Below are 21,866 nucleotides of genomic sequence, written 5' to 3'. Positions count from 1 at the left end.
TTGCGCGAAAGGCCCCCGGGTCTGGAAAACTCGGCCGCCATGAGCGCGACGGACGAACCGCGAACCGGCGGCCCCACCACCGGACCCGACCACGCGCCGCCGCCCGGCACCACAGCCGCGCCCCCCAAGACCCGCACAGCGCACGCCGCCCGCACCGCACCGCGGAACACCGACCCCGCGCCCGCCGACCCGACGCCGCCGCGCGTCCCGCCCGGCGCCCGCACCCCCCGGCTCCGCGCCACCGCGATCTTCCTCGGCGACCGCCCCTACCTGCTCACCGTCGCCCTCGTCGGCCTCATCACCGTCACCGGACTCTCCGGACCCGACTGGCCCGCCCAGCAGTTCCGCGCCTGGCTCGCCCGCGAACACGGCGCCGTCCTGTGGAACAACCAGTGGTACGGCGGCCACCTCCTCCCCGGCTACAGCGTCATCACCCCCACCCTCGCCGGCGGCATCGGCACCCGCACCCTCACCGCACTGTCCTGCGTCCTCGCCGCCTGGACCTGGGGTCGGCTCCGCGTCGGCAGCCCCGGACTGCCCCGCCGCATCGCCGCCCTCTGGTTCGCCGCCATCATCTGCGTCGAATACCTCATCGGCCGCACACCGTTCGTCCTCGGCGTTGCCGCCGCCCTCCTCGCCGTCCTCGCCGCCCGCAGCGCACACCCCCTGTGGGCCGCCTCCGCCGCCCTCCTCAGCGGCCTCGCCAGCCCCCTCGCCGGCGCGTTCCTCCTCATGACCGCGCTCGCCTGGGTACCCGCCCAACGCGTCTGGGCCACCCGCTTCGCGTTCGCCCCCGCCGCCGTCGGCCTCGGCACCGCCCTCGCCTTCCCCAGCGGCGGCGACTTCGGCTTCCCCTTCTGGCGACTCGGCGCCATCCTCGGCTTCGCCGCCGTCGGCCTCTACCTGCTCCCCACCAGCCACCAGACCGCACGCCGCTTCCTGTGGCTCTACGCCGTCTCCGGCACCGTGCTCTACCTCGTCCCCAGCGCCGTCGGCGGCAACGTCGCCCGCCTCGGCGAAGTCATGGCCGGACCCCTCGCCGCCGTCGTCCTGCTCTCCCTCGGCCGCCGCCGCCTCGTCGCCCTGCTCGCCGTCCCCCTGCTCGCCTGGCAACTCTCCTCCGCCAGCATCGCCGTCGCCCACGACTTCAAGGACAGCGCCGCCGACGACACCAGCTACTACACCGGCATGCTCGCCTTCCTCCGCAGCCACAACCAGCCCGTCGGCCGCGTCGAGATCCCCTTCACCCGCGGCCACTGGGAAAGCGTCTACGTCGCCGAGCACCAGCCCCTCGCCCGCGGCTGGGAACGCCAACTCGACCGCGACCGCAACGCCGCCCTCTACGACCCCCGCCTCGACGCCGCCGGATACCACGCCTGGCTCCGCGAAACCGGCGTCCGCTACATCGCCCTCCCCGACGTCCCCCTCGACGAATCCGCCCGCCGCGAAGCCAAGATCCTCAAAGCCGGCACCGACTGGCTCCGCCCCGTCTGGTCCGACGCGCACTGGCGGATCTGGGAACTCACCGACCCCACCCCGCTCCTCGACGGCCCCGGCAGGCTCACCGAACTCAGCCCGTCCAGCTTCACCTTCGTCGCCGACGCCCCCGGCACCTTCACCGTGCGCATCCACCACACCGCGTGGTTCACCACCGACCACCCCGGCACCAGGATCACCGGCGGAACCGACGACTGGACCCGCGTCACCGTCACCACCCCCGGACCCGTCACCGTCACCGCACGGGCCTCCGCACTGCTCCCGTGACACGGCGTGACGACGCCCGTCCGGCGGGATGTTAGTTTTGCCGGACAGCGCCGCCCACCGCGCCTGTCTGGAACCCCCAGCCGCCACACCGCCACCGAAAGGCCCCGCCAGGATGTCCGAGCCGCACAGCCACGACCACGAAGCCGAGGCCCGGATCTACCTCCAGGGCAAGCCGGTCGACAGCTACCCCGAATTCGCCCCCGAGGCGGCCTCCGGCGAAACGCTGCGCATCACCGTGGTCGGCGAAGACGTCCTGCACCACCCCTGCGCCGAGATCACCGAGTTCGGCACCCCCGAACTCGACAAGCTCATCGCCGACATGTTCCACACCATGTACGTCGCCGACGGCGTCGGACTCGCCGCCAACCAGGTCGACGTCGGCATCCGCCTCTTCGTCTACGACTGCACCGACGAGGACGGCAACCGCCACATCGGCCACATCCTCAACCCCGTCCTCGACGAACTCCCCGCCGCCGAACGCCACCTCGACGAAGCCGGCGAAGGCTGCCTCTCCGTGCCCGGCCCGCACAAGGACCTCGCACGCCCCGACCACACCGTCGCCCGCGGCGTCGACAAGAACGGCGAGCCCGTCGTCGTCGAAGGCTTCGGCTACTTCGCCCGCTGCCTCCAGCACGAGACCGACCACCTCAACGGCTACCTGTACATCGACCGCCTCTCCAAGCGCGACCGCAAGGACGCCCTGAAGAAGATGGAGTCGATGCGGGAAGAGGTCTTCGCCAAGCGCGCCGCCAAGGCCGCCCAGCTCGCCGGCTGACCCTCCGCCGCACAGCAGACGCGGGGGCCGGCTGACCCCCGCCTCACGGCAGAGGCGCGGGGCCGGCCCACGAGCCGACCCCGCGCGGCCATTGTTCTCGCACGCCCGATCAGGCAGCATCCGGCGGCGTGGACATCGCCATGACACTCCCGACCATGCTCCCCCACGGGCGCGACGAAGTACTCCGCTGGTGCCGCGGCATCGACGAAGGCCCCTGGTCCAGCCTCGCCGTCCCCGAACGCGTCGCCTACACCAGCCACTCCATGACCGTGCAGCTCGCCGCCGCGGCCGCACTCACCGAACGCGTCCGGCTCTGCACCACCATCATCGTGCTGCCGTCGCACAACGCCGTCCGCATGGCCAAAGACCTCGCCTCCGTCGACCGCCTCAGCAACGGACGCCTCACCGTCGGCGTCGGAGTCGGCGGCCGCGAACAGGACTACCGCGCCGTCTCCGCCCCCTTCGACCGACGCTGGCAACGCCTCGACGACCAGGTCGCCGTCATGCGCGCCACCTGGGCCGGAACCCCACCCGAACCCGACCTCGACCCCGTCGGCCCACCGCCCGTCCAGCCCGGCGGCCCCCCGCTCATCGCCGGCGCCATCGGCCCCAAAGCCACCGCCCGCGCCGCCCACTGGGCCACCGGCGTCGACGACGGCACCGCCATCGCCTACCCCGACCCCGAAGCCCTCGCCGAAGTCGCCGACCGCGTCCGCGCGGCCTGGCACGACGCAGGCCGCACCGACAAACCCCACCTCTCGACCAGCCTCTGGTACGCCCTCGGCGACGACGCCGAACAACGGCTCCACACCTACGCCTTCGACTACCTCAAGATCTTCGGCCCCGAAATAGCCGAAGCCGTCGCCGAAGGCGCCCGCGCCCACTCCCCCAAATCCCTCGCCACCGCCGTCGACATCGTCCGCGACGCAGGCTTCGACGAACTCTTCCTCGTCCCCACCACCACCGACCCCACCGAACTAGACCGCACCCGCGAGGCGTTGGGAATCTGACGCACCTGCGGCCCTCGGAGGAACCTCCCCCCGAGGGCCGCACTGGCTCAGCCCAACCGAGAGTGCTGCTCAGAGACCGCGGTTGATCCGTTCCCCTGGCACGATATTCCCGCCTACGACACAGGCCGTTTCAGACGCCGTCGCCAACGCGAATACGGGGTGACGGCCGAAATCCTCAATCGCGGCGACGCGCACGGCGGGGTCCTTGCGGTAGAAGCGTCCCGTGGCCAGGATCACCTCGAGACGCTCCTGCTTCGCCGGCAGCCGGAAACCGATGGCCTCGTGGAAGGTCCGAATACCCTCGCCGGTGATCCGGAGATCATGCAGGGGACCACGCGCCTGATACACGACGCTCCTGCCATCTCCCTTACGCGTGTATGCGAACGTCCGATTGCTGGAATCACACACGTAGATCCGCGACCGGATACCGAAACACGAGGCGAGCAACTGCTGCACATCACGCACGAGCAGCTCTGAGGAACTCCCCAATCCCACGTATCGCGTCTGATTGCCGGACTGGTTGACCACGCATCCGTCAGCATCGAAGAGACCGCTGAGGAAGGCCGCGACAGCATCCCTCGGAGCTTCCGCGATCGCACGAGGCACAACCTTTTCGGCGGCGCGCGCCATCGAGAAGCCCAACTCCCGCAGATATGCGACGAGATGGCGGCGCGTGAGCCGCAACTGCAGCGTCCCGTTGGCCTGCACGCTTGGCGTCAGCGAGTTGCCGGCGATGCCCTCGATGAGGTGGCGGTGCATCGGCAGCACCACCGACTGATCGGCCGCTGAGCCGTACACCGTCACTACCGCCGTCGGCGTCAGGCAGCCATCCCCCACCAACCATCCGAGGTAGTGGCACAACGGTGTGGTCCAGCAAGTCGGCAGGTACAGCTCCTTCACCTGACGCGCTGTCGTGGCGAGCAAGTCCGATGGAGGCGGCAACGCGGTAGCGCACGCACGGGGCACCACCAGATTGGCTCGCTCGACCACATCGGATGGAACCAGCCTGCACAAGGGAACCCAGCCACGATTCCGGGTCCAGACACGCTGCCACGCCGAGCCCGCCACAGCGGAGCCGTCGGCAAAACGCACCTGCACCGCAGCGCGTACGCCCAAAGGCCGCACACGCAATTCCGTCAACCGCACTTCCGATGTCGGCCAGGGACGAAGCCGATCCAATGCGCAGGCCGCTTGGACGTGATCGCCTCGGGTCGAGCGAACGAATGCGTCTTCCGCGCCGATCAGGCCGCGGTCGGTCCACAACTTGTGATTGCCGAGGAATCCGCCCATCGCGCCGCACGGGTCAAAAGCAGTCGGGCTGTTCGGTGTGTTCTCCATGCATCGAGACCACCGACCCGGACCGACAAGACGTCGATCCAATGACCGGTAAATCCGTTATCAGACAATATAGTTCACTCGTTCGGCCGGTTCGCGAACGCCGGCAGCCGACGGCCTGACGGCGTCCCTACGAGCCGGGCGATGCCTGGGTCCTTCGCCGCGAGAGCATCCCTCGCCACCTCGCACCAGTCGTCACGCGCGAGGAGAGCCAGATAGTTGTCCCGGTAGGGCTGCCATCGCTGAACTGGCCCTATCGAACCGGCATCACCGTGTTCCCCCAGGCTGTTCGCCAGCCACGCAGCGGTGCAGTACCGGGTGGCGGAAGGCCCCAATTGCTCAAGGTGACGCAGATGTGCAGCCAGTACCGCCTCGGCGTGGGGATAACCCGAGAGGGTGACGCCCATGCCTTGACTGAAAGTCATCACCAAGAGCAATCTGCCGGTGTGGTCGACGATCTCGTCATCCACCTCGGCTCCGGTGACGACTTCGTGAAGGCGCGTGACCTGGGCGATCTTGCCAACGAAGTATGCGTTGAGGAAACCGCCGTCGCACGCCCTGCGGAGGAGCCAGGGTTGGGCGACGGGGTCGTCGAGTCGGCAGAGGGCTTCTACGACGGAGACCCGTCCCCAGCCGGCGACTCGATCGGCGAGCCAGAGCAGGGCGTCGGTGCTTCCAGGCAGTCGTTCCAAGGCGTGCGCTGCAAGGGGACCGAACTGGTTGGACAGCAGGCCGATCGTTTGGATCAGTCGCACGTCTTCGACCGTTCCGACGGCAGCGACCAGGGCGAGCCCCACGGTGACCGAGTCACGATCGGTTCCGTATCGGACCAGCCATCGGCCCGTTTCGTGAACACGCCGTCTTTCCGCGCGCTCAGCCGCCGCAGCGATGCGCGCGTTGGGATAAATGGGGGCGTAGACATCGTTGAAAGCGCCGACCAGTTCGCCGGGAAGGGCAGAGGTACGGGCGAAATGCGCGTCCAAGACGAGGGCGGCGTCTTTGCCGACGGTGTGCCGATCCTCAGGCTCCGGCCGAGGTCGACCACGGTGCAACGCATCGTCGGGGTATGGCGCCCCGTCCCGCGGCAGTGGCTCGTCCGGGGCCAGCAGGTGGAGTTGTAGCGCGTGTTCGAAGAGGGATATCTGCGATCCGGGCGGTTGCGTCCCGGCCGTCTCGCTCATCGGCGGACGGAGGACTCGATTCTCTTGATCATGTCGGGCAGCTTACGCCGCCCTGGTCACGGACACGACGAAGGGGACCGACCAATGGTCGATCCCCTTCGTGAGCTGCTGGTCAGCTACGTGCGTCGGCTACTTCGGATGCTGTTATCCGATGCAATTCCGCCTGGTTTCAGCTGCAGCCGCTGGTGGAGCCGCAGCCCTCGCAGACGTAGCAGCTGCCGGCCGGGCGCATCTTGATGCCGCAGGAGAAGCAGAGCGGGGCGTCCGCGCTGCGGCCCTGCTGGGCCTCGAGCAGCTCGGTCGACGAGTGGACCGTCGTCGGGAGGACCTTCAGCTCCGGCGTGCTCGGCTTGTGCTCGCGCGGGGCCGACTGGGCCAGCGTCTCCGTGGCGACGTCCTCGTCCTCGTCGTCCGCCTCGACCGGCTCGTACGAACCGGTGTCGAGGTGGCGCTGGCGCTCCTCGGCCGAGTGGATGCCGAGCGCCGAACGCGTCTCGAACGGCAGGTGGTCGAGCGCCAGGCGACGGAAGATGTAGTCGACGATCGACTGCGCCATCCGCACGTCCGGGTCGTCCGTCAGACCGGCCGGCTCGAAGCGCATGTTGGTGAACTTCGAGACGTACGTCTCCAGCGGCACGCCGTACTGCAGGCCGACCGACACCGCGATCGAGAAGGCGTCCATCATGCCCGCGAGGGTCGAACCCTGCTTGGACATCTTGAGGAACACCTCGCCCAGACCGTCGTCCGGGTACGAGTTGGCGGTCATGTAGCCCTCGGCGCCACCCACCGAGAACGAGGTGCTGATCCCCGGGCGGCTCTTCGGGAGACGCTTGCGGACGGGCCGGTACTCGACGACCTTCTCGACCGCGACCGGCTTCTCCTCGACTGTCGCCTCGGTCTTCTTCGCCGAGAGCGGCTGGCCGACTTTGCAGTTGTCGCGATAGACCGCGAGCGCTTTTGTACCGAGCTTCCAGCCCTCGAGGTAGATCTTCTCGATGTCCTCGATGCTGGCGTTCTCGGGCAGGTTCACCGTCTTGGAGATCGCACCGCTCAGGAACGGCTGCGCCGCCGCCATCATCCGGACGTGGCCCATCGGCGCGATAGACCGCTCACCCATCGCGCAGTCGAAGACCTCGTAGTGCTCGGTCTTCAGGCCCGGCGCGTTGACGACGTGGCCGTGCTCGCCGATGTACTCGACGATCGCCTCGACCTGCTCGGCCTGGTAGCCGAGCTTGTTGAGGGCGCGGGTGACGGTGCCGTTGACGATCTGCATCGAGCCGCCGCCGACGAGCTTCTTGAACTTGACCAGCGCGAGGTCGGGCTCGACACCGGTGGTGTCGCAGTCCATCATCAGGCCGATCGTGCCGGTGGGGGCGAGCACCGACGCCTGGGCGTTGCGGAAGCCGTTCTTCTCGCCGAGCTTGAGAACGTCCTTCCACGCCTTGGTCGCGGCGTCCCACACGGACTTGTCGAGCGCGTCGACGCTCTTCGCCGCGTCGTTGGCGTCCGCGTGCTGCTGCATGACGCGCTTGTGGGCGGCCGCGTTGCGGGCGTAACCGTCGTACGGCCCCACCACCACTGCGAGTTCAGCCGAGCGCTTGTAGGCGGTTCCGGTCATCAGCGAGGTGATCGCGCCGGCGAGCGCGCGGCCGCCGTCGCTGTCGTACGCGTGGCCGGTCGCCATGAGCAGCGCGCCGAGGTTGGCGTAGCCGATGCCGAGCTGGCGGAACGCGCGGGTGTTCTCGCCGATCTTCTGCGTCGGGAAGTCCGCGAACGAGATGGAGATGTCCATCGCGAGGATGACCAGCTCGACGACCTTGGCGAACTTCACCACGTCGAACGTGTCATCCTCACGCAAAAACTTCATCAAGTTCAGCGATGCGAGGTTGCAAGAAGTGTCGTCAAGGTGTAGGTACTCACTGCATGGGTTAGATGCGGTGATTCGTCCGGATTCCGGGCACGTGTGCCAGTGGTTGATCGTGTCGTCGTACTGGATCCCCGGGTCCGCGCACGCCCACGCCGCCTCCGCCATCTTGCGGAAGAGCTTCTTCGCGTCGACGGTCTCGATGACCTCGCCCGTCATGCGGGCGCGCAGGCCGAAGTCGGTGCCGGCTTCGACGGCCTTCATGAACTCGTCGGAGACGCGGACCGAGTTGTTGGCGTTCTGGTACTGGACGGACGTGATGTCGTCGCCGCCCAGGTCCATGTCGAAGCCCGCGTCGCGGAGGGCGCGGATCTTCTCCTCTTCCTTCACCTTGGTGTCGATGAAGTCCTCGATGTCGGGGTGGTCGACGTCGAGGACGACCATCTTCGCCGCGCGGCGGGTCGCGCCACCGGACTTGATGGTGCCGGCGGAGGCGTCGGCGCCGCGCATGAAGGAGACCGGGCCGGAGGCGTTGCCGCCCGAGGAGAGGAGTTCCTTGCTGGAGCGGATGCGCGAGAGGTTGAGGCCCGCGCCCGAGCCGCCCTTGAAGATCAGGCCCTCTTCCTTGTACCAGTCGAGGATGGACTCCATCGTGTCGTCGACGGACAGGATGAAGCACGCGCTGACCTGCTGCGGCTGCAGGGTGCCGACGTTGAACCACACCGGCGAGTTGAAGCTGAAGACCTGGTGGAGGAGGGCGTGCGTCAGCTCGTGCTCGAAGATCTCGGCGTCGGCGGGCGAGCCGAAGTAGCCGAAGTCCTCGCCGGCCTTGCGGTAGGTCTTGACCACGCGGTCGATGAGCTGCTTGAGGCTCCACTCACGCTGGTCCGTGCCGACCGCGCCGCGGAAGTACTTGCTCGTCACGATGTTGACCGCGTTCACCGACCAGAAGTCGGGGAACTCGACGCCACGCTGCTCGAAGTTGATCGAGCCGTCGCGCCAGTTGGTCATGACGACGTCACGGCGCTCCCAGACCACCTCGTCGTACGGGTGGGTGCCGGGGGTCGTGTACACGCGCTCGATGCGCAGGCCCTTGCCGGGCTTCGCCCGTCCGGCGCCGCGTGCTGAGCCGCTCGTCGTCTCTGTCATACGTATCTCCTCCTGAACAACGCCGCGGGCGTGACGGGGATTCCGGCATGCCCGATCGGGTGGTCCGTCGTTCGTTCCACCTGGTGTGTCGTGCGGTATGGGGGCTGCGGTGTGCGTCAGCCCGTTCCCGATCCGGCGCCGGGCGCGGGCTTCGGTGGGTGCAGCTGTTGTGGTTGTCCATCCAAGGCGGAAACCAATCCCCTCGTTTCGGGGGAGGTTTCCGCGGCGGCGCCCTCGGGGGCGGTGCCGGCGGACTCGGTGCGCAGCAGGGCGATCTCGGCTTCGAAGTCCTCGAGGGAGTCGAAGGCGCGGTAGACGGACGCGAAGCGCATGTAGGCGACTTCGTCCAGTTCGCGCAGCGGTCCGAGGATGGCGAGTCCGAGGTCGTGCGTGCTGAGTTCGGCGCAGCCGGTGGCGCGGACGGCTTCCTCGACGCGCTGGCCGAGCTGGGCGAGGGCGTCCTCGCTGACGGGTCGGCCCTGGCATGCCTTGCGGACGCCGTTGACGATCTTGTCGCGGCTGAACGGCTCGGTGACGCCGCTGCGCTTGACGACGGTCAGCGAGGCGGACTCGATGGTCGTGAAGCGGCGGCCGCAGTCGGGGCAGGAGCGGCGGCGGCGGATGGCCGCACCGTCGTCCGTGGTGCGGCTGTCGACGACGCGGCTGTCGGGCCGTCGGCAGAAGGGGCAGTGCATGACTGGTGTGTCCTCCCCTGAGTGCCTGCCTTGTTGCGTCCGGTTGCCGTCCGCTCCGGGCGCCCTTATAAGGGGCGCGCTCGGGCGTCCTGGCGGGGTCGCCGCCCGCGCCCCGGCGCCTCGCCGGCACGTGGTGCGGCGAGGTTTCGCTTGGTGCGCTTCGGGATGTGATATATACGGCGACCACAACTTGTGGGTTAGTTCGAAGAACGGACCACAAGATGTAGTGGAAGCCTAGGGCTCGCCCCCAGGCACTGCAAGCCAACACGCTGACGCTCGGGAAGGGTGTTGCGACGTCCAGCAATCGGCGCAGGTCACCGCAGGGGCAGGGGCTGTGTGTGAGGTGAAAATTCAGCCGGGTGGACGCGTGGTGCAGGAGATGTCGGACAGATCCGACTTTGTCACTGCGTTCGCCCCAGAAGTCCACCGGAGCCACAGGGCCAGAGTGGACATATGTTCAATCGAATACCTGTACGATTAAATACTACGCTAGAGGAGTCTCCGTAGGCGGAATGGGCTAAATTCACTCGAACGTGTGTTTGGCGCAACCTTTCGAACCCGGCTACCGTTCTCCGTGTGCGAGTAATCCGTCGAGAGGGGAAACCCGTGTCCGGAGAAGCAACCGGAGGCATCCAGCCCCCGGTCACCCCAGCCCGGAACACCGCGGCAGCAACGGACGCACCCGGGGGGGACCAGTCGGAATCGGCCCAGGTCCGCACGCTTCCGCGGCGCACCGGGAATGGGCTGACGCCGCGCCAGAGCCGCGTCCTCGAGGTCATCCGTGCCTCGGTGGAGGCCCGCGGCTATCCGCCGAGCATGCGCGAGATCGGTGAGGCGGTCGGCCTGTCGAGCACCTCGTCGGTCGCGCACCAGCTCATGGCCCTGGAGCGCAAGGGGTATTTGCGCCGTGATCCGCACCGGCCGCGCGCCTACGAGGTGCGCTCCCCCGACGGCGGGCGCCCGCTCGCCCCGGTGGGCGGTGCGACGGCGACGCCGATCAACGGGAACGGCACCGAGCGGCCCGCCGCGTCGTATGTCCCGGTGGTGGGCCGGATCGCCGCGGGTGGTCCGATCCTGGCCGAGCAGTCGATCGAGGACGTCTTCCCGCTGCCCCGGCAACTGGTCGGCGACGGCGAGGTGTTCCTGCTCAAGGTCAGCGGCGACTCGATGATCGAGGCCGCGATCATGGACGGCGACTACGTGGCGGTGCGCCGCCAGCCGGTCGCGGAGAACGGCGACATCGTCGCGGCGATGCTCGACGGCGAGGCGACGGTGAAGCGGCTGCGCAACCGCGACGGGCACCGGTGGCTGATGCCGCACAACCCGGCGTACGACCCGATCCCCGGTGACGACGCGACGATCCTGGGGAAGGTCGTCGCGGTCATGCGACGCGTCTGACAGCTGCCGTATGTGCCGAGGGGCCGACGCCGCGGACCTGATGTCCGCAGGCGGCGGCCCCTCGCGCGTGCCCGGCACGCGGCCGCCGGCCGGGCTGGTCAGACGTTGATCGCCGAGAGGGACCTGCGGACCTGGTTGCGGTCGGTGGTGTACCAGAAGTCGGGCATCGAGGAGCGGAAGAAGCCGCCGTAGCGGGCGGTGGCGAGGCGGGAGTCGAGGACGGCGACGACGCCGCGGTCGTCCGCGGCGCGGATGAGCCGGCCGGCGCCCTGGGCCATGAGCAGTGCCGCGTGGGTGGCCGCGACCGCCATGAAGCCGTTGCCGCCGCTCTCGTGGACGGCCTGGGCGCGGGCGCTCATGAGCGGGTCGTCGGGGCGCGGGAACGGGATGCGGTCCATGACGACGAGCTGGCAGGCGGGTCCGGGCACGTCGACGCCCTGCCACAGGGAGAGCGTCCCGAAGAGGCACGACGAGGTGTCGGAGGAGAACTCCTTGAGGAGTTCGGGCAGCGAGTCGTCGCCCTGGCACAGGATCTTCAGGTCGAGGCGGGTGCGGAGGGCCTCGGTGGCGGCTTCGGCGGCGCGCCGGGAGGAGAACAGGCCGAGGGTGCGGCCGCCCGCGCATTCGATGAGTTCGGCGAGTTCGTCGAGGGTCGCGGGGTGCATGCCGTCGCGGCCGGGCGGCGGTAGGTGCTTGGCGACGTAGAGGATGCCCTGCTTGGGGTAGGCGTAGGGGGATCCGACGTCGAGGCAGCGCCAGGGGGCGAGGTCGGCGTCGGTGTCGGGGTCCGCGCCGCCGGTCTCGTCGTCGTCAGCGGCCGCGTCGGCGGCGGCCTCCTTCTTCCCGGCTTTGGTCTTCTTCTTCGCGGTCTTGGCGGCGGGGGGCGCGGCGGGTTGTTCGCCGGGTTCGGGCAGCAGTCCTTCGGGGCTGAGGCCGAGGTTGCGGGCGACGCCGGTGAAGTCTCCGCCGAGCTTGAGGGTGGCGGAGGTCAGGACGACGGTGCGGTCGCCGAAGAGGGACTCGCGCAGCAGGCCGGCGACGGCGAGCGGGGCGACGCGGAGGGACGGTCCGACGCGGTCGTTGCGTTCGATCCACAGCACGTCGTAGGGCGATCCGCTGAGGATGCGCTCGCAGGCGTCGTGGACGTTCTGGACGGACGCCATGGCCTGGCGGCGCGCGGCGTCCTCGTCGGAGAGGCTCTTGTCGCGGACCTCGCCGAGGGAGGTGATGACGCCGCGGGCGGCGTCGCGGAGTGCGGCGAGCGCCCAGCCGAGGTCGGCGTCGGGTTCGTTGACGCGGGCGGGTTCACGGTCGGCCATGGTCTTGGCGTACGCCTCGGCGGCGGTGCGCAGCTGGTCGACGGCCTTCTCGTTGGCGAGTTTGGCGGCGCGGCGGGCGGCGCGTTCGACGGCGCCGATGGTGAGGTCGTCGGTGGCGACGGAGGTGACGCGGGCGGAGAGTTCGTGGGCCTCGTCGACGACGAGGACCTCGTGTTCGGGGAGGACGGGGGCGCCTTCGAGGGCGTCGATCGCGAGCAGTGCGTGGTTGGTGACGATGATGTCGGACTGCTTGGCGATCTCGCGGGCGCGTTCGGCGAAGCATTCCTGCCCGTAGGGGCATTTGGCGGCGCCGAGGCATTCGGTGGAGGTGACGGAGACCTGGGCCCAGGCGCGGTCGTTGACGCCGGGGCTGAGGTCGTCGCGGTCGCCGGTCTCGGTCTCGTCCTCGGCCCAGTCGCGGACGCGGATGATGTCGCGGCCGATCTGCGAGGTGGGTGAGGGTTCGAAGAGGACGTCGCCGTCGTCGGGCGGGCCGTCGTGGAGGCGGTGCAGGCAGACGTAGTTGCTGCGGCCCTTGAGGGTGGCGAAGGTGGGGCGGCGGCGCAGCAGGGGGTGCAGGGCCTCGACGGTGCGCGGGAGGTCGCGTTCGACGAGTTGTCGTTGCAGGGCGAGGGTGGCGGTGGCGACGACGACGCGGTGTCGTCCGGCGAGTGCGGGGACGAGGTAGGCGAGCGACTTTCCGGTGCCGGTGCCGGCCTGGACGAGGAGGTGTTCGCGGCGGGCGACGGCGCCGGCGACGGCTTCGGCCATGCGGACCTGGCCGGGGCGTTCGGTGCCGCCGACGGCGTCGACGGCGGCCGAGAGGAGGGTGCCGACGTCGGGGCGGCCGCCGGGTGCGGAGCGGGTGGCCGGGACGGTGTCGGGCGCGTCCTCGGCGTCGGCGAGGGGGCCGTTGTCGTGCTCGGTGTCGTGCCCGGCGCCGTCCTCGGTCAGGTCGGGTTCGGCCGTGTCGGGGGCGTCGGTTTCCGCGATGTCACTCATCGGTCGTAAGCCTACGGTGGCGCGGGGACGCTCCGGTGCGCGCGCTCCGGTTCGCGGGTACGGCTGCCGCTACCGCTTTTCGGCGGTGGCGATGACGGCCGCGGCCATGCCCTGCTGCCCGAGTGCGTTGGGGTGGACGGGTGCGGCGGGCTGTTCGGGCTTGAGCCCTTCGATCCAGCGGGTGCCGGCCGCCTGGCAGACGTCGTGGCCGATGCCGGGGGTGTAGGTGTCGACGTAGGTGGCGTTTCCGGCGGCGGCGCGCTGCTTGAGCATGCCGTTGAGGTTCTGCAGGACGGTGCGCAGGTAGGGCAGGTCGCCTGCGGCGGCGGGGAGCCGGTCGGGGCAGCCGGCGCCGGTCTCGGGGAGGATCGCGGGGTAGCCGACGAGGAGGACGCGGGCGTCGGGGGACTTCTCGTGGACGGTGCGCAGGACGGCGTCGATCTTGCCGCCGGTGGTGTCGATGCGCTGTTTGAGGGTGTCCTGTCCGTCTTTGGTGAAGACGTCGGTGCAGGGTGTCTTGGAGCTGCTGCTGACGGAGCTGAAGGCGCAGGTGCCGATGATCTGGCTGAAGCCGATGTCGTTGCCGCCGATGCCGACGGTGACGAGTTTGGTGTCGGGGCCGAGGGCGTCGTACTGGGGGGTCGGGGAGGGTCCGCTGTTGGAGAAGGTCTGGGCCTTGGCGAAGTCGTCGGTGACGGCGCCGCCGCAGGTGACGTCGGTGAAGGACGGGACGGCGAGGGCCTTGGCGAGCTGGTGGGCGTAGTTGGCGGCGGTGCGGAGGCAGCCTTTGGGGCTGTCGGGGAGGGTTTCGCCGATCATGACGCCGGCGGCGTAGGAGTCGCCGAGGGCGACGTAGTAGGAGCCGCGGGCTCCGGCGGCGGGGGCGGGCTGTGCCGCGGCGGGTGCGGCGGCTCCGCCGGCGGCGGGGGCCGAGCCGGCGGGTTTCGCGGGGGTCGTGGCGTTTGAGGAGCCGGAGGAGTCCGAGGAGCAGGCGGTGAGCGTGAGTGCGGCGGCCGCGATGGCCGCGGCTGCTGTGAGGTGTCGTGCCTTGCCCACGTGCCGTCCCCTTTGTCGTCCCGTGCGGTGTGGGCGCGACCGGGAGGTGCGCCGAGGCAGCGGTTACCGGCGGGTAACGGCGCCTCGGTGAGCCTAAGCGGCGAGGGCGCGGCGCGCCAGGTCCGAAAGTCTGGAGCTGGGCTGTCGCGCGGGCGACGGCGTCCACCGCCGGCGGGTCGGTCACGTGTCAGCGGAAGGCGCGGCAGGAGTCAGTCGAGCTTGACGCGTTCCCGTCGCGTGACCGGGCAGGGCAGCTCGGTGAGCATGGTGAGGCTTTCCCGGGCCGCGTCGATCTCGAAGTCCTGCATGGTGGCGACGACGACGTCGACGCGTTCTCCGTCGGCCTCGGCGACGACGCGGCCGTCGGGCCCGAAGACGGCGCTGCGCCCGCAGCCGGGTCCGTCGCCGGTGGCGCCGATGTGGTTGGCGAGGACGGTGTAGCAGGTGTTCTCGAGCGCGCGGGTGGCCAGGTAGAGGCCGCGCCGGTACTCGGCGTCGCCGCGGGTGAACAGGCCGGCGCACAGGTAGCCGTCGCAGCCGTCCATGGTGGCGGCGCGGACGTGTTCGGGGAAGCCGATGTCGTGCCGGGTGCCGAGGCCGAGCCGCCAGCCGCGGATCTCGACGGAGCAGCCGAAGTCGCCCGGGGTGAACAGGTCGAGGGCGTCGGGCGGCAGGTGCTGGGCGTCGTAGCCGATCTGGGCCTCGCCGTCGAGGCCGACGACGATGAGGGAGGACGTGCGGCGGCCGCCGCGCCGTACGCAGCCGCCGACGACGGCGACGGTGCGGCTGGCGTAGCAGGCCGCCGCGAGGTCGTCGAGCCGGCGGTCGCCGGGGACGATCTCGCAGCGGTCCGGTTCGCCGCGGATGAGGTCGAGGTCGTAGCCGGAGAGGAAGAGCTCCGGCAGCACGACGACGTCGGCCCCTGAGGACGCGGCGAACCGCACGAGCTGGGCGGCGGTGGCCACGTTGTCCGCCACGTTCCCGGGCAGGGCGTGGGCCTGGGCCGCGGCCACGCGCAGGGGCGCTCGATCCAACGTCACGGCCGCATTCTGACATCCGTGACGGGGATCACACCATGGTCAACTGGGCCCTATCGAGAACCGCCGTACAGCGGGTTGGGGACGGAGCCGTGTGCGGCGACGTGCGGGCGGCCCGGCCGGTCGCGGTAGCCGTCGAGGATCAGCCGGTTCCGGTTGAGGCAGAGCCGGTCGATGCGCGGGGTGAGCAGGTCGAAGAGCGCGAAGCGGTCGGCGAGTTCCGGGAAGCGGTCCTGGTGGGCGTGGATCTCGTCGCGGACCATCGCCCAGAAGTCGCCCTGGGGGACGCCGAGGTGCATTTCGGCGAGGTCGGCGAGGTAGCGGTAGTGCCCGACGAGGAGTCCGGCGTGGATGAACTGGCACAGGTAGGCGGGTGGTTCGCGCAGGAGGACGGCGGCGACGTCGTCGGGCAGGCCGGCGAGTTCGGGGAGCGGCTGGTCGCTGATGTTGACGTCGTCGACGAAGTCCTTGACGGCGAGGCGGACGGGGACGTCGCAGTCGTCGAAGACGACGATGGCGTTCTCGCCGTGCGGGGAGAAGACCAGGCCGTGCCGGTAGAGGCAGTGCAGGAGCGGCGGCAGCATGGCGTGGAAGAGGGCGCGGAGCCAGGCGCGGGGGGCGAGTCCGGAGCGGTCGACGAGTTCGGCGACGAAGGGTCGGCCGTAGGGGTCGACGTGCAGGAGTGAGGCGAGGGTGCGGGCGTGTTCGCCGGGGTCGAGCCGGGGGGTGAGGGGTTCGCGCCAGATGGCGCCGAGGAGTTCCCGGTACTGGTAGGGCACGCCGGGGAGGTCTTCGAGGACGGGGTGCCGCACGGTGACGGAGGCGGTTTCGCCGAGCAGGACGACGCGGCACTCGTCGCGCAGGAAGGGGTCGTTGTCGCGGACGGCGTGGACCCATGCGGTGACGGCGGGGGCGGCGAGGGTGCGTTCGGTGGGCAGGCCGCGCCAGACCATGGTGTTGAGGACGGACAGCGGGAGTTTGACGGTGCGCCGGGCGGGCTGGTCGAGGTCGAGGAAGGTGCGGACGGACTGTTGGGCGAGGTAGCGGTCGGGGGCTTCGCCGAGGCGGATGACGCGTCCGGCGGCGATGTCGGGGGCGAACAGGGTGGCGATGGTCTCGTCCCACTGCCAGGGGTGGACGGGCAGCCACAGGTAGTCGGCGGGGTCGGCGTCCTCGCCGAGCCGGGTGTGGATGCGGTCGCGGAAGCGCTGTGCGGTGGCGGGGTCGAGTTCTTCGGCGTAGAGGCGGTGTTCGTCGAGTCCGGCGACGGCGCGGAAGACGGCGAGGTCGCGGTGGACGGCGATCCACGGGAGGCGCAGGGTGCGGCGGGACTCGGGCGCGTAGGCGGCGGCGTCGGTGGCGGAGAAGCCGAGCCGGCCCTTGTTGGCGACGAGCCAGGGGTGGCCGGTCTGGTGGCCTTCGAGGTCGGCGTAGTCGAGTTCGGCGAGGACGGACGCGGGGTGCGCGTTGGCGGCGATGGCGACGTCGGCGGCGAGGGTGGCGGTGAGTTCGCGGACGAGGTGTCCGGCGGTGTCGCCGGTGATGCCGAGGGCGGAGTGCGCGTCGAGGAGGAAGCGCAGCATGTCGTCGCCGGGTTCCTCGCCGAGGGGGCCGGTGCGGCGGACGCTCGGGGGGTCGACGTGCCAGCAGTCGTAGGCGCCGCGGCGGGCGCGGAAGCGGTAGCGGACCTCGCCGGGGAGGTCGACGCGGTAGGTGTCGCCGTGTTCGTGGACGGGGACGAGGAGTTCCTCGTACGCGAACTCGGCGAGTGCCTTGGCGAGCATGGCGCGGCCGGCGCGGGCCCAGCCGGGGTCGAGGCGGCGCGGGTCGGTGCCGTTGCGGGCGGACGGTAAGGCGGCGCCGGCCTCGTCGAGGTCGGGCATTTCGAACAGTTCGGTGGACTCGGTGTCGGGGGTGGCCGCGTGGCGTGCGTGGGACGGCGCCGGGACGGCGGGGGCCGCGGGTTCAGTGGGCAGGGACACGGGGTGTCTCCAGTTCGTCCGGCGGGCCCTGGACCCGGTCGGCGGGGGGCGGCAGGTGCGCGGGCGCGGGGTGCTCGCGGTCCTGGGCGGTGGGGGCGGCCGCGGTGCGGGCGTGGCCGCGGCGGGTGGGGCGGGCGGCGTGCCGGTGGTGCGGCTGCTCGGTGTCGCCACCGGTGTCGCGGCCGGTGTCGCGGCCGTCGGCGGGGGCGGCGTCGTCGGGGGCGAGTCCGAAGGTGGTGTACGCGGTGCGGGCGGGCAGCCGGTAGACGGCGCGGGCGCAGACGGCGTTGAGGATGACGGCGGCGCGGTGGGCGCCGAGGCCGAGGTCGGGGGTGCCGACGCCGTGGGTGTGCAGTTCGGCGTTCTGCACGTAGAGGCCGCCGGTGATGCGCGGGTCGAGGGCGACGCGGTGGTCGAGGCCGATGCGGGGGCGGCCGGCGCGGTCGCGGCGGATGTGGGGGGCGAGTGCTTCGAGGAGGTCGGGGCGGCGCGGCGCGTAGCCGGTGGCGAGGACGACTTTGTCGGTGAGGACGGTGAACCGGCGGTCCTGCTGGGAGTGGTGGCAGCCGAGTTCGAGTCCGCCGGAGGTGCGGGCGGCGGCGGTGACGGAGACGCCGGGCATGAGGGTGGCGCGGACGCGTCCGCCGGCGGCGCCGCGTTCGTACAGCTCGTCGTGGATGGCGGCGAGTGTGTCGGCGCTGACCGCTTTGTAGAGCTGGGCCTGGCGCGGGACGAGGCGGTCGCGGACGGGTTCGGCGAGTCCGTGGAAGTAGCGGGTGTAGTCGGGGGTGAAGTGCTCCAGGCCGATCTTGGAGTACTCCATGGGCGCGAACGCGGGTGAGCGGGTGAGCCAGTTGATGCGGTGCCGGGGCGAGGTGCGGCGGCGCAGGAGGTCGAGGAAGACCTCGGCGCCGGACTGGCCGGAGCCGATGACGGTGACGTCGGGTGCGGCGGTGAGGGTGTCGCGGTGGTCGAGGTAGTCGGCGCTGTGCAGGACGTCGCGGTGTCCGGGGTTGTCGAGGAGGTCGGCGAAGGGGGCGGGGACGACGGGTTCGGTGCCGATGCCGAGGACGAGGTGGCGGGCTGCGGCGTGGTGGGTGTCGCCGGTCGCGGTGTCGCGGAAGACGACGCGCCACAGGGCGTTGTCGGGGTCCCAGGTGGCGCGGGTGACGTCGGCGCCGAAGCGGCAGGACGGCAGGGCGTCGGCGACCCAGCGGCAGTAGTGGTCGTATTCGCGGCGCGTGACGTGGAAGCGTTCGGCGAAGTAGAACGGGAAGAGCCGGTCGTGGGCACGCAGGTAGGCGAGGAACGACCAGGGGCTGGTGGGGTCGACGAGGGTGACCAGGTCGGCGAGGAACGGCACCTGGAGGGTGGCGCCTTCGACGAGGAGGCCGGGGTGCCACCGGAATTCGGGGGTGCGTTCGAGGAAGAGGGTGCGCAGGCCCCCGACCCGGTCGGCGAGGGCGGCGAGGGCCAGGTTGAAGGGGCCGATGCCGATGCCGACGAGGTCGTGGACGGGGGTTCCGGGGTCGGGGGGCGCGGATCCGTTGCGCGGGTGCGGGAGTTCGCGTGCGGTCACAGGCTGTCCGACGGTGCGGGGTCGGTGCCGTGCGCGGCGTCGTGGTCGTTGGTGCGGTGCCGGTCGCGGATCATGAGCGCGGCGGTCTTGCCGGGCAGCGTGAGGTCGACGCCGCGGCGGAAGCCTGCGCGGCGGAACGCGGCGATGGAGGCGGCGTTGCGGACGTCGGGTTCGGCGATGACGCGCTGGGTGTCGGGGGCGGCGCGCAGGATGAGCTCGCTGACGACGAGGAGCAGCAGCGAGCCGAGGCCCTGGCCGCGGTGGGCGGCGGGGCCGATGAGGACGTGGAGGCCGACGTCGTGGGGGCGGGCGGCGTAGTGCCGGGCGAGCGGGTCGAGGTCGGCGCGGTAGAGCTCCCAGTAGCTGACGGGCTGGTCGTCGAGGCAGCCGACGTAGGCGGTGGCGTGGGTGAGCCTGCTCTGCGCGGCGAGGTGGTTCGCGGTGACCTCGACACCGCCGTCGAGTTCCCACCAGCGGGCGACCTCGGGGTCGTTCATCCATTCGTGGATGATCGGGAGGTCGCGCTTGAGGTGGAGTTCGTGGAACGAGAAGCGGCCGGGCGGGAGGGCGACGGCGCCCCAGCGGTTGGCTTCGGTGAGCGGCCCGGACAGGCCCTGGCGGAGTCGGCGGTGGGTGAGGCGGAGGGTGTCGTCGTCGGCGAGGTCGAGGGTGTCGGCGGCGTCGTCGGCGGCCTTGGCGGCGGCGTCGGCGGCCGCGGCGGCTTCGACGGCGGCGTCGACCATGGCGTCGGCGGGGTTGGCGGGGGACAGAGGAGACACAGGGGACGCGGTCATGCGGGGACGGCACCTCCGGTTGCGCGCTGCGGTTCGTGGTGGTTCGGGTGGAGCGGGTTGGGGATGTCGACGTAGACGGACTGCGCGGCGACGGGGCCGACGAGTTCGTCGAGGCCGTGCAGCCGGGTCATGAGGTTGCCCTTGCAGCGCAGGAGTTCGGCGGCAAGGAGGGTGCGGGCGGCGGGGACGGCGGCCGCGTGGGGTTCGAGGGCGGAGCGCAGGCGGGAGAGCAGCGCGGCCTCGTCGGCGAGGCCCTGAGCGCCGAACGCGCCGACCAGGCCGAGGAGGTTGTTGACGCCGAGGTAGTAGGCGAGGCGTTCGTCGGCGACGTGGTCGTCGACGACGGTGTCGCTCGCGGTTCCGGCGCCGAGAAGGCGGCGGCGCAGGTCGTCGGCGCGGGAGGCGCGGAAGTAGTAGCCCTGGTTGTCGCGGTAGCGGCCGCCCGCGGGCCAGCCGTCGGCGTCGAGTTCGACGAGGGTGTTCTGCTGGTGGGCTTCCAGCGCGATGCCGGCGTGGGCGTCGAGCCACAGGACGGGGTCGGCGACGGCGGCGAGGTAGCGGGCGAACCATTCCTCGGCGGTGTCGGCGACGGTCTGCCCGGTGCGGGCGGCGAGGGCGTGGACGAGGGTGGCGAGGCGGGACGGGCCGAGGCCGGGGCGTTCGGCGACGAGGCCGGCGACGCACACGACGTCGCGGTCGCCGAACGGGTTGTCGCGCAGCACGATCTCCAGGCCGCTTTCGGCGCGTTCGGGGCCGCTGGTGCGGGGTGCGTCGACGGCGAGCCAGCCGATGTCGCGGAGGATGTCGAAGCCGGGGTGGGCGGCGTGGAGTTCGGCGGCGAGTCCGGCGCGCATCATGCGGTCGACCTCGAGGCCGCGCAGTTGTTCCTTGCGGAGGTTCTCGCGGCGCGAGTTGGTGATGCGCAGGCCGAGGGAGAGTTTGAGCATGACGGGCGCGCCGGCCCGGTAGACGGTGCGGACGGACGAGGTGGGGTGCCAGGCGGGGCCGAAGGGGCCGAGGTCGCGCAGCAGGGCGACGTCCAGGAGCGCGCGGATGCCGGGGCGTTGCGCGAGGTCGCGGGCCTGCCAGGGGTGGGCGGGCAGGAGGACGTGGTCGGTGGGGCCGACGAGTCCGTCGGACAGTTCGGCCAGGAGTGCGGCGGCGGTGGTGTCGCGGGTGCAGTCCTGGGTGACGAGGTCGTGGTGGACGGCGAACCAGTGGAGCGGGAAGTTGCCGCGCAGTTCGGGGGCGTAGGCGGCGGCTTCGGCGGCGGTGAGGCCGTCGCGGCTCTTGGGGGTGGGGTGCAGGGGGTGGCCGAGCAGTAGTGCCTGTTCGGCGGCGAGGAACGGCGGGGTGCCGGGCGGGTCGTCGGGGTGGGCGCGACGGTGCCGGATGTGGTCGGCGGCGCGGCGCGCGGAGTCGGCGACGCGGGCGGCGGTGTCGATGCGGGCCGCGCCGGCGGCGCCGGGGGCTTCGCGGCCCAGCAGCGCGGCGACGGTGACGGCGTCGAGTTCGGGTCCGGTGGTGTCGGCGAGGTGCGGCGGGTCGAAGCGGTGCCAGCCGGCGTGCGACCAGTAGCGGACGGGGACTTCGAGGGTGACGCCGGTGGCGGGCAGCGCCAGGCGCAGCGGCGTGCCGGGGGCGGGGCGGGGCACGGCGCGTTCGCGGACCCAGCAGCGCAGCAGGGCTTCGGTGGTGGCGGTGTCGCCGACGCGGTCGGCGTCGGGGTCGTCGAGCGGGTCGGCGGGCCGCGGGCGTGGCTCGGGTACGCGGCCGGACGCCGGGACTCCGACAGGCACGGCGGGACCTGCGGTCGTCATCACTGCTCCGGGAGGTTCGATCGGTCCGGGTGGACCGGCATCCATTGATGATCTGACGAAATCCGGCAAAGTCGATCATTTAGCCGGTGTTTCGCGGAAATCCTGA

Annotated in this window: 15 protein-coding genes; 4 read left to right on the top strand and 11 right to left on the bottom strand. The window is 71.1% G+C overall.

Going from position 1 to position 21,866, the window contains the following annotated elements; all coding sequences use genetic code 11:
• Positions 1-39: 39 nt before the first annotated feature.
• From QI554_RS21140 to QI554_RS21130, 3 genes are all read left to right on the top strand, one after another.
• Complete coding sequence (locus tag QI554_RS21140; RefSeq protein WP_281471728.1) at positions 40-1,764, top strand: hypothetical protein; 1,725 nt, start codon at positions 40-42, stop codon at positions 1,762-1,764.
• Between the two features lie 112 nt (positions 1,765-1,876).
• Positions 1,877-2,539 carry a peptide deformylase gene (gene def, locus QI554_RS21135; protein WP_281471727.1) on the top strand — a complete coding sequence of 221 codons (663 nt, stop codon included), beginning with the start codon at positions 1,877-1,879 and terminating at the stop codon, positions 2,537-2,539.
• A gap of 128 nt (positions 2,540-2,667) precedes the next feature.
• A complete protein-coding gene (locus QI554_RS21130) occupies positions 2,668-3,549 on the top strand; it encodes an LLM class flavin-dependent oxidoreductase (protein ID WP_281471726.1) in 882 nt (293 codons plus the stop codon).
• Between the two features lie 69 nt (positions 3,550-3,618).
• Here the strand turns inward: QI554_RS21130 and QI554_RS21125 are convergent, their stop codons facing one another.
• The 4 genes from QI554_RS21125 to nrdR all read right to left on the bottom strand — a co-directional run bounded on the left by QI554_RS21125 (position 3,619) and on the right by nrdR (position 9,773).
• Positions 3,619-4,887, bottom strand: coding sequence for an LAGLIDADG family homing endonuclease (locus QI554_RS21125; RefSeq protein ID WP_281471725.1), 1,269 nt, complete (start codon positions 4,885-4,887; stop codon positions 3,619-3,621).
• Between the two features lie 74 nt (positions 4,888-4,961).
• On the bottom strand, positions 4,962-6,065 hold the full coding sequence (locus tag QI554_RS21120; protein ID WP_281471724.1) for a hypothetical protein: 1,104 nt from the start codon (positions 6,063-6,065) through the stop codon (positions 4,962-4,964).
• 169 nt (positions 6,066-6,234) lie between these two features.
• Positions 6,235-9,078, bottom strand: a complete 2,844-nt coding sequence (locus QI554_RS21115; RefSeq protein WP_281471723.1) for a vitamin B12-dependent ribonucleotide reductase — start codon at positions 9,076-9,078, stop codon at positions 6,235-6,237.
• A 116-nt stretch (positions 9,079-9,194) separates the two neighbouring features.
• Complete coding sequence (gene nrdR / locus QI554_RS21110) at positions 9,195-9,773, bottom strand: transcriptional regulator NrdR (RefSeq protein WP_281471722.1); 579 nt, start codon at positions 9,771-9,773, stop codon at positions 9,195-9,197.
• A gap of 744 nt (positions 9,774-10,517) precedes the next feature.
• On the opposite strand from nrdR, the gene lexA reads away from it, so the two are divergent.
• Positions 10,518-11,171: a transcriptional repressor LexA gene (gene lexA, locus QI554_RS21105; RefSeq protein WP_425528018.1), complete on the top strand. Its 654-nt coding sequence runs from the start codon at positions 10,518-10,520 to the stop codon at positions 11,169-11,171.
• A gap of 98 nt (positions 11,172-11,269) precedes the next feature.
• Here lexA and QI554_RS21100 read toward each other — a convergent pair whose 3' ends face one another.
• From QI554_RS21100 to QI554_RS21070, 7 genes are all read right to left on the bottom strand, one after another.
• On the bottom strand, positions 11,270-13,492 hold the full coding sequence (locus QI554_RS21100; protein ID WP_281471721.1) for an ATP-dependent DNA helicase: 2,223 nt from the start codon (positions 13,490-13,492) through the stop codon (positions 11,270-11,272).
• A gap of 69 nt (positions 13,493-13,561) precedes the next feature.
• Positions 13,562-14,548 carry an SGNH/GDSL hydrolase family protein gene (locus QI554_RS21095; RefSeq protein ID WP_281471720.1) on the bottom strand — a complete coding sequence of 329 codons (987 nt, stop codon included), beginning with the start codon at positions 14,546-14,548 and terminating at the stop codon, positions 13,562-13,564.
• 209 nt (positions 14,549-14,757) lie between these two features.
• Positions 14,758-15,588 carry a carbon-nitrogen hydrolase family protein gene (locus QI554_RS21090; protein ID WP_281471719.1) on the bottom strand — a complete coding sequence of 277 codons (831 nt, stop codon included), beginning with the start codon at positions 15,586-15,588 and terminating at the stop codon, positions 14,758-14,760.
• 50 nt (positions 15,589-15,638) lie between these two features.
• On the bottom strand, positions 15,639-17,468 hold the full coding sequence (locus QI554_RS21085; RefSeq protein WP_425528017.1) for an IucA/IucC family protein: 1,830 nt from the start codon (positions 17,466-17,468) through the stop codon (positions 15,639-15,641).
• A gap of 82 nt (positions 17,469-17,550) precedes the next feature.
• Positions 17,551-19,146, bottom strand: coding sequence for a lysine N(6)-hydroxylase/L-ornithine N(5)-oxygenase family protein (locus QI554_RS21080; protein ID WP_281471718.1), 1,596 nt, complete (start codon positions 19,144-19,146; stop codon positions 17,551-17,553).
• Positions 19,143-19,940, bottom strand: a complete 798-nt coding sequence (locus tag QI554_RS21075) for a GNAT family N-acetyltransferase (protein ID WP_281471717.1) — start codon at positions 19,938-19,940, stop codon at positions 19,143-19,145. Before QI554_RS21075 ends, QI554_RS21080 begins: the two co-directional genes overlap by 4 nt.
• The gene (locus QI554_RS21070; protein WP_281471716.1) at positions 19,937-21,805 is read right to left on the bottom strand and encodes an IucA/IucC family protein; all 1,869 of its coding nucleotides are present in this window, start codon (positions 21,803-21,805) and stop codon (positions 19,937-19,939) included. The genes QI554_RS21075 and QI554_RS21070 overlap by 4 nt, the downstream gene beginning before the upstream one ends.
• Positions 21,806-21,866: the final 61 nt, after the last annotated feature.

It is taken from the genome of Yinghuangia seranimata (assembly GCF_029953285.1).
GTDB lineage: Bacteria > Actinomycetota > Actinomycetes > Streptomycetales > Streptomycetaceae > Yinghuangia > Yinghuangia seranimata.
The sequence above is the reverse complement of the archived record's forward strand: the minus strand, read 5'-3'. Positions and strand labels throughout refer to the sequence as shown.